1 protein-coding gene and 1 pseudogene are annotated in these 1,378 nt (G+C 61.9%); both read right to left on the minus strand.

What is annotated here, in order from left to right; all coding sequences use genetic code 11:
• A pseudogene (locus JMF90_RS37175) lies at positions 1-439 on the minus strand (hypothetical protein); the annotation flags it as partial.
• A 203-nt stretch (positions 440-642) separates the two neighbouring features.
• On the minus strand, positions 643-1,378 hold a 736-nt coding region (locus JMF90_RS37180; protein WP_236598129.1), incomplete at its 5' end, for a hypothetical protein.

The raw sequence follows: 1,378 nt of genomic DNA on the forward strand, positions 1-1,378 counted from the left end.
ATTGCTCGATTTCATCGTTGCTCAGCACAAAATCGTCTTTCGATTTCGGCACGACAGGTACAAAGCGCACGCGATAGTAGCGCTCCGCGTCGCGCTTGCCGCGATACAGCAGACGCACCGATTGGGCACCCTCGGCCGGCACGATCAGGCGAGAGGGGCTCGCGATCAGCCCTTGACCGTCTCGTTGGGTCAACAGCGCGGGATCGAGCGGCACCTCTTCCTGCTTGCCGTCATCCTTGAACACCACCTCGCTCACCTCGACCCGTACGAATGCGGTCGCATCCCCCTTGTTCCGGATCCGCTTGAGGATCGATGACTGCTTGCCGCCCATGTACTCGAACATGGGGCCAATGTTGATCGACGGCGAGCCCGCGTGGGCCGAAAGAGAGCACATGGCCAGTAGGCCAGCAAACATACACTTCGCGAGATTGACTTTCATTCGACACTCCTTTTATCGGCACTGAATGCGATCTCGCCCGATGCTGCCGGGGCCCGTCTTTCGCTCATTGCATGTGTGCCAGTTCAAAAATATGCAGCGCTTGCGTGGACCGGCTGCATGTCAGAGATTCCATTTTCCGCACGCCAGGTTGCGGCGAATATCGGAATAATCTGAAAGCGCCGGCCGCGGCCCCGTCCGCCGCGTCACTCGGCGACCGCATCAAATACAACGGAGGCCCTTCCTGTATAGGTCGTCCCCGGATGCCGGCCCATCTCCGAGACTCCCTGACCGTCAATGGCAACATGGGCGGTTGCCACGGCGTTGTCCAGATACCGGTCGACATCGAGCGCGGCGGGTGCCCGCGTGGTCAGTGGAATCCGACTAAATGGCGCTTGACGGTCAGTGGTCGCACCGGCCACCGTCAACGCAAGATCGACCGGTACGACCGAGCCATGGGCGTTGCGCATGACGCAGCGGCCGGCTGCGTCTTCACCGTCCTCGCACCGCAGGCTCACCCGCAGCGGCTCGCCCGTGGACAGCCCGTACGCGACGTCACGCTCGATCCTGGTAGAGGGCTTGCCTTCGGCTATCCAGTTCAACCAGCCCTGAGCAGGGGCGAGCTTGACATCGTTACCAGCGCCCGAGTCCGTGATCATGAATTTGTGGCGCACCTTCAACACGAACGCGACATCGACGCTCGATCGCGCCACGTGAGCGTGCGCGCCGAAGTCGAAATCCTTGCCTGGTCCAACCGTGAAGGTGTGCACCCCTTGGTAAGTGCCATTGGGCAGCGATACGGGATCCGGCGCGACGAGTTCGTAGGCCACGGCAAGTGAACTTCCATCGAGGACGACTGCGCCCGCGGGAAGCGGCTGGCGAGGGGTCTTGAAACAGCCCCCACCGTCGCGGGGCAAACGCCAGCCGAACCGGTAGGCATTT

Origin of the sequence: Burkholderia sp. E168m23 (assembly GCF_016586125.1) — a bacterium.
Taxonomy (GTDB): domain Bacteria; phylum Pseudomonadota; class Gammaproteobacteria; order Burkholderiales; family Burkholderiaceae; genus Burkholderia; species Burkholderia orbicola.